The following is a 5,048-nucleotide window of genomic DNA, read 5'->3' on the forward strand; positions in this document are numbered from 1 at the left end:
GCCGGCGTGCCCGGCGGCTCGGCCAGGCCGCCGGCTGCCGCAGGCGCGTTCAAGGGAGGCTCGGCCAGTTCGTTCGACGGCGGCTCCGCCAGGCCATCGGCGGGCGGTTCGCTGAACTCCGAATCGAAGCCGCCCGATCCCAACTGCAGCTCGGCGGGAATCTCGTACACCACCTCCGGACGCGTCGTCGCCTGGTAGACCACGCCCACCAGCAGCACCGTGACCGCCAGCGGCGCCAGCGCCAGCGCCATGTTGCGCAGCAGGAAGCCGAACGGCACATCCTGGTTGCGGCGCCCCTTGAACAGGGACGCCAGCATCCCGGACAGGGCTCGCGTATAGCCGCCGGAAGCCAGCGCCGCGGACTCCGGGGACAGCGGCACGCCGCGTTCTTCCTCGGGCAGGGGCGGCGCCATGTCGGGCCGCAGCTTGGCGACGATGATCACGTAGACCATGTACAGCACCGCCAGCATGATGCCGGGAAACAGCGCTCCGGCGTACAGCTGCACCACCGACACGCCGGTCGTCGCGCCGTACACGATCAGCATCACCGACGGCGGCAGCAGGATGCCCAGGCAACCGCCCGCCGTGATGGAGCCGGCGGTCAGGCGGACGCTATATCCGGCCTTGAGCATCGCCGGCATTGCCAGCAGGCCCATCAAGGTGACCACCGCCCCGACGATGCCCGTGGCGGTGGCGAAGATCGCGCAGGTCGCCAGCGTGGCCACCGCCAGCGCGCCGGGCAGGCGCGCCAAGGCCAGATGCATGGAGCGGAACAGTTTTTCGATCAGGTTGGCGCGTTCGACCAGGTAGCCCATGAATACGAACAACGGAATCGAGATCAGCGAGTCGTTGGTCATGGTGGCGTAAGTGCGCTGCACCATCAGGTCCAGCGTCTGCCCGACCGAACGGCCCGCGTCCGCACTCTGCATGTAGTACGCCAGGAACGTGAATAGCACCCCCATGCCCATCAACGTGAACGCCGTCGGGAAGCCCAGCATGATGGCCACCACGATCAGCGCCAGCATCAAGAGGCCGATGTGGCCGGTGGTCAGATTGTCCCAGGGCGTGAGAAACGCGATCATCAGCAGCACCAGCCCGATGCACGACAGGCCGAACCAAAGCGCCTTGTGGATCTTCATGAGCGCGGCCCCCCGGACGTGACATAGCGGTCCAGCTTGGCGATGTCCTCGTCCTTCACATGCACCATCTGCTTGAGCTTGTCGACGTCCACTTCTTCGACGTCCTCGGCGCGCGAGGGCCAGGCGCCGCGTTGCAGGCACAGCACGCAGCGCAGCACCTCCGCCACGCCCTGCAGCAGCAGGACCGCGCCCGCTATCGGGATGAAAGCCTTGAAGGGATAGATCGGCGGCCCGTTGGCCATCAGCGAGGAATGCTCGCGGATGGCGATGGAATAACCGGCGTAGTACCAGCCGGCCCACACCAGCGCGATCACGCCGGGGAAGAAAAACACGATGTACAGGATGAGGTCCAACCCCGCCTGCACACGCGGCGGCAGGAAGCCGTACAGGATGTCTCCGCGCACATGCCCGTTCTTGGCCAGGGTATAGGCCCCCGCCATCATGAAGAGAATGCCGTAGTACATCATCTGCATGTCGAACGCCCAGGCGCTGGGCTGGTTCCACAGGTAGCGCGCGGCCACCTCCCAACAGACGTGCAAGGTCAGGACTACGATCAACCAGGCAAAGGTCTGCCCGACAAAAGTGGAGATACGGTCTATGAAACGTACGATGCGGATCATCTCACTTCCAGGTCAAGACGCATGGCGTCCCGCCGCGCGCCGTTGAACGGCGCGCGGCGCGGAATACAGGTACCGGTCCTTCAGGCGGGTTTGGTTGAGCGCGAGAAGTAGTGGTTGTAGGCCATGCGGAAGTTGACCGAGGTATCCCCGTGCCAGCGCCCCACCCGCTCGGCGAAGGCGCGCTGCGACTCCAGCACCTTCTTGAACAACGGGTTTTCGGCCGAGCGCTTGGCGATCATCTCGTCCCAGATCTTCAGTTGCTGCTGCAGGATGGCGTCGGGCGTCTTGTAGAACTTGACGTTGTGGTCCTTCTGCAGCTTGACGTAGTCCTGTGAGTAGCGGTTTGCGGCCTTCCAGGACATGTCCGCGCTGGCAGCCTGCGCGGCGTTTCTCAGGATGTGCTTCAGGTTGTCGGGCAGCGCGTCGTACTTGGCCTTGTTGAAGAGGATTTCAAACTGTTCCGCGCTCTGGTGAAAGCTCTGCAGCATGCAGATCTTGGAAACGTCCTGGAAGCCCAGCGCCAGGTCCGACGACGCATTATTGAACTCCGCGCCGTCCAGCAGCCCGCGGTCCAGCGCCGGCACGATTTCGCCGCCCGGCAGCGCGTTCACGGCCGCACCCATGGCCGTGTACATATCGATGGCGAGGCCCACGGTGCGGAACTTGACGCCCTTCACTTCCTCAATCTTTGTGATAGGACGTTTGAACCATCCAAAAGGCTGAGTCGGCATGGGCCCGTACATCAGCGACACCACGTTCACGCCCATGGCTTTCTGGATCTCGACCAGCAGCTCCTTGCCGCCGCCGTACTCGTGCCAGGCCAGCAGCATGTTGGCGTCCATGCCGAAAGACGGTCCCGACCCCCACAAGGCCACCGCCGTGTTCTTGCCATACCAGTACGCAACCACGCCATGCCCGCCGTCCAGCGTGCCCGCGGACACCGCATCCAGCAGGTCGAAAGCCTTGACCACCGCGCCAGCCGGCAGGATCTCGATCTTCAACTGGCCGCCGGCCATGTCGTTGACCTTCTGCGCATAATCGCGGGCGAACTCGTGGAAGATGTCGTTGGCGGGCCAGGTGCTCTGGAAGCGCAGGGAAACCGGCGCGTTCTGCGACCGGGCGACTGCCGGAAATCCTAGTGCGGCGGCTCCGGCCACGGCAGCGCCGGAGATGAATTTGCGGCGGGGCTTTGTAACGTGTTGCATGGCTTGTTGTCTCCTGAATTAGGACTACATGGACCAGCTTGTAGTTACTACTCCTGCATGGACGCGGAACGATGAAGGCTGCTGCGTAGTCCCGCCAGCGCGGTTGCGGCTGAAACGCAAAGCGTGTGCTGATTAAACCTTTCTGACTAATCGCTGACAATCAGCTTCTTGTCAGGAATTACCCTAGAGGTAAGGATTACATCTTTTGGATGATGGCCAGGCAACGCGATACCATCGCGGAACCGCAACCGGCAAGGAAAGGAATGAACCAGAAGCAGCGCGCCACCAGCCGCCGCCGGATTCCACGCAAGGCCTGGGTCCTCGGCCTGATCGTCGCAGCAGGCGCCGGCTTTTATGCCTGGAAGGAATCGCCGTTGGGTCCGGGACTGACCGAAGACAAGATACGCAAGATCCTGATTACGGCCATGGCCACGCCCACCAACGCGCCAGGCAGCGCCTGCGTCAACGTGGTGGGCGTGCGGCCATTGCCCACCGATGTCTACACCGCATTCCTCGACGAACAGGACAAGATCGTGCAGGGGCTGATCAAGCACCAGCTCATCACGGTCAAGCGCGTCAGCGCCAGCGGCGACGGCTCGGCGCCGCAACCCGGCGAAAATCCCGAGGACGCGAGCAGCCGCATGGAACTGACCGAAAAAGGCCGGGCCTACTACACGGATGGCGAGGCGCGCATCGGCTCCAACCGGGTCTATACCGCCAAGTTCTGCGCCCCCGGCCTGCAGGTCGGCAAGATCCTCGACTACTCCAAGCCCGGCAAGAATCCCTTCGACGACAATCCCAATGCGGTCTCGGCGGTGAAGTTCGAATGGCGGCTGGACCGCGCCACCGCGGATTGGGCTGCGGATCCTGCCTTCTACCCTCAGATATCCGGCTTTCCGTCAGAGTATCAGCCAGACGAATGGCAGACCCGGCACATCATGCTGGAACGGAAAAACGGCGTGTGGGACCTGGGAGACGATCCCTATAAGATCCGTTGGTAGGGATGCCGGCGTCCGCGCGACGCCGGGTCTCCCTGCCCTGCAAGCAGCCGCCGGCTACGCGGCAGACGATTCCGCGGAGAGCTTCCCCGCAACCGCATCCTCGGTCTCTTGCACCGGGCGGCGCACCGCTCTCAGCTTGCCGCTTTCGCCGCCGCCGCAGAAAAAGCAGCCGGCGCCATCCGACTCCAAGCCGGACACGCCCATACCGGCCGGCATTTCCACGCTTTGCAGCACTTCACCGGTCCGCTCGTCCAGTTGGCGCAGGTCGCTGGCGCCATCCTCCCAGGTGCCGTGCCAAAGCTGCCCGTCGACCCAGGTCACGCCGGTGACGTAGCGGTTGGATTCGATGGTGCGCAGCACCCGGCCGGTGTCGGGATCCACCTGGTAGATCTTGCGCTGGCGGTACTCTGCCACCCACAGGCTGCCTTCGGCCCAGGCCATGCCCGAGGCCCCTCCGCCGCCCGGCGCGGGGATGCGGGTCAGCACCCGGCCGCTCTCTGGCTCCAGCTTGACGATGGCGCCGTCGGAGATCTGATAGAGATGCTTGCCATCAAAGGCCGTGCCCGCGTTGGCGACCAGGTCGATGGAGGCTTGCGTGTTGCCGCTGTCGGGATCCATGGCGATCAGCTTGTCGCCGGTGGCGAACCACACCTGCTGGCCGTCATAGGTCACGCCGTGCACCGCCTGCACGCCGGGAAAGGGACCGTACTCGCGGATGATCTGGGCTTGCGTTCGTTTCATGTCGATGTCCTTGAACTGGAGTTCGAGCATTCATGCTAGTCGGCAGCCAGCGCGGCCGGGAGTAACAAGGTTGTCGTGAATCCCGGCACCGGCGGCGTCATCCAGCGGCGGGCGCGGCCCTGGCCGCAGGCCTGCACCTTGCCCGCCACGGCCAACGCGTCCAGCGTGCGCTGCACCGTGCGCTGGCTGGCGCCCAGCGCCAGCGCCAGGGCGGAACTGGACCAGGCCTCGCCGTCGGCCAGACAGGCGAGCACGGCTCCCTGATCCCTGTCGCCCTCGCCAGCGGGCCGGGCCAGTACCGCGACCGGCCTGCCGGCCCGCGGCTTCAGGACGAAGCCGCCG

The 5,048-nt window shown here is 64.8% G+C and carries 5 protein-coding genes and 1 pseudogene; 1 reads left to right on the forward strand and 5 read right to left on the reverse strand.

The genetic code is table 11. The features are described from left to right. From WBB14_RS27045 to WBB14_RS27055, 3 genes are all read right to left on the reverse strand, one after another. Window positions 1–1,139, reverse strand: a 1,139-nt coding sequence (locus tag WBB14_RS27045) for a TRAP transporter large permease subunit (RefSeq protein ID WP_424242488.1), incomplete at its 3' end; no start/stop codon positions are given. Then, window positions 1,136–1,759: a TRAP transporter small permease subunit gene (locus tag WBB14_RS27050; RefSeq protein ID WP_424242489.1), complete on the reverse strand. Its 624-nt coding sequence runs from the start codon at window positions 1,757–1,759 to the stop codon at window positions 1,136–1,138. The genes WBB14_RS27045 and WBB14_RS27050, both read right to left, overlap by 4 nt. 80 nt (window positions 1,760–1,839) lie before the next feature. Next, complete coding sequence (locus WBB14_RS27055) at window positions 1,840–2,964, reverse strand: TRAP transporter substrate-binding protein (RefSeq protein ID WP_424242490.1); 1,125 nt, start codon at window positions 2,962–2,964, stop codon at window positions 1,840–1,842. Window positions 2,965–3,227: 263 nt separating this feature from the next. Between WBB14_RS27055 and WBB14_RS27060 the strand changes: the two genes are divergently transcribed. Continuing rightward, window positions 3,228–3,965: a hypothetical protein gene (locus WBB14_RS27060; protein WP_424242491.1), complete on the forward strand. Its 738-nt coding sequence runs from the start codon at window positions 3,228–3,230 to the stop codon at window positions 3,963–3,965. A gap of 54 nt (window positions 3,966–4,019) precedes the next feature. On the opposite strand, the gene WBB14_RS27065 is transcribed toward WBB14_RS27060, so the two are convergent. Then, window positions 4,020–4,706: a DUF6923 family protein gene (locus WBB14_RS27065; protein WP_424242492.1), complete on the reverse strand. Its 687-nt coding sequence runs from the start codon at window positions 4,704–4,706 to the stop codon at window positions 4,020–4,022. A 35-nt stretch (window positions 4,707–4,741) separates the two neighbouring features. Next, window positions 4,742–5,048, reverse strand: a pseudogene (locus tag WBB14_RS27070) (helix-turn-helix domain-containing protein); the annotation flags it as partial.

Origin of the sequence: Achromobacter sp. (assembly GCF_049647645.1) — a bacterium.
Taxonomy (GTDB): domain Bacteria; phylum Pseudomonadota; class Gammaproteobacteria; order Burkholderiales; family Burkholderiaceae_B; genus Achromobacter.

Coding starts and splice junctions, on each gene's coding strand:
- WBB14_RS27050 (WP_424242489.1), bottom strand. CDS start 1,759: ATGATCCGCATCGTACGTTTCATAGACCGTATCTCCACTTTTGTCGGG.
- WBB14_RS27055 (WP_424242490.1), bottom strand. CDS start 2,964: ATGCAACACGTTACAAAGCCCCGCCGCAAATTCATCTCCGGCGCTGCC.
- WBB14_RS27060 (WP_424242491.1), top strand. CDS start 3,228: ATGAACCAGAAGCAGCGCGCCACCAGCCGCCGCCGGATTCCACGCAAG.
- WBB14_RS27065 (WP_424242492.1), bottom strand. CDS start 4,706: ATGAAACGAACGCAAGCCCAGATCATCCGCGAGTACGGTCCCTTTCCC.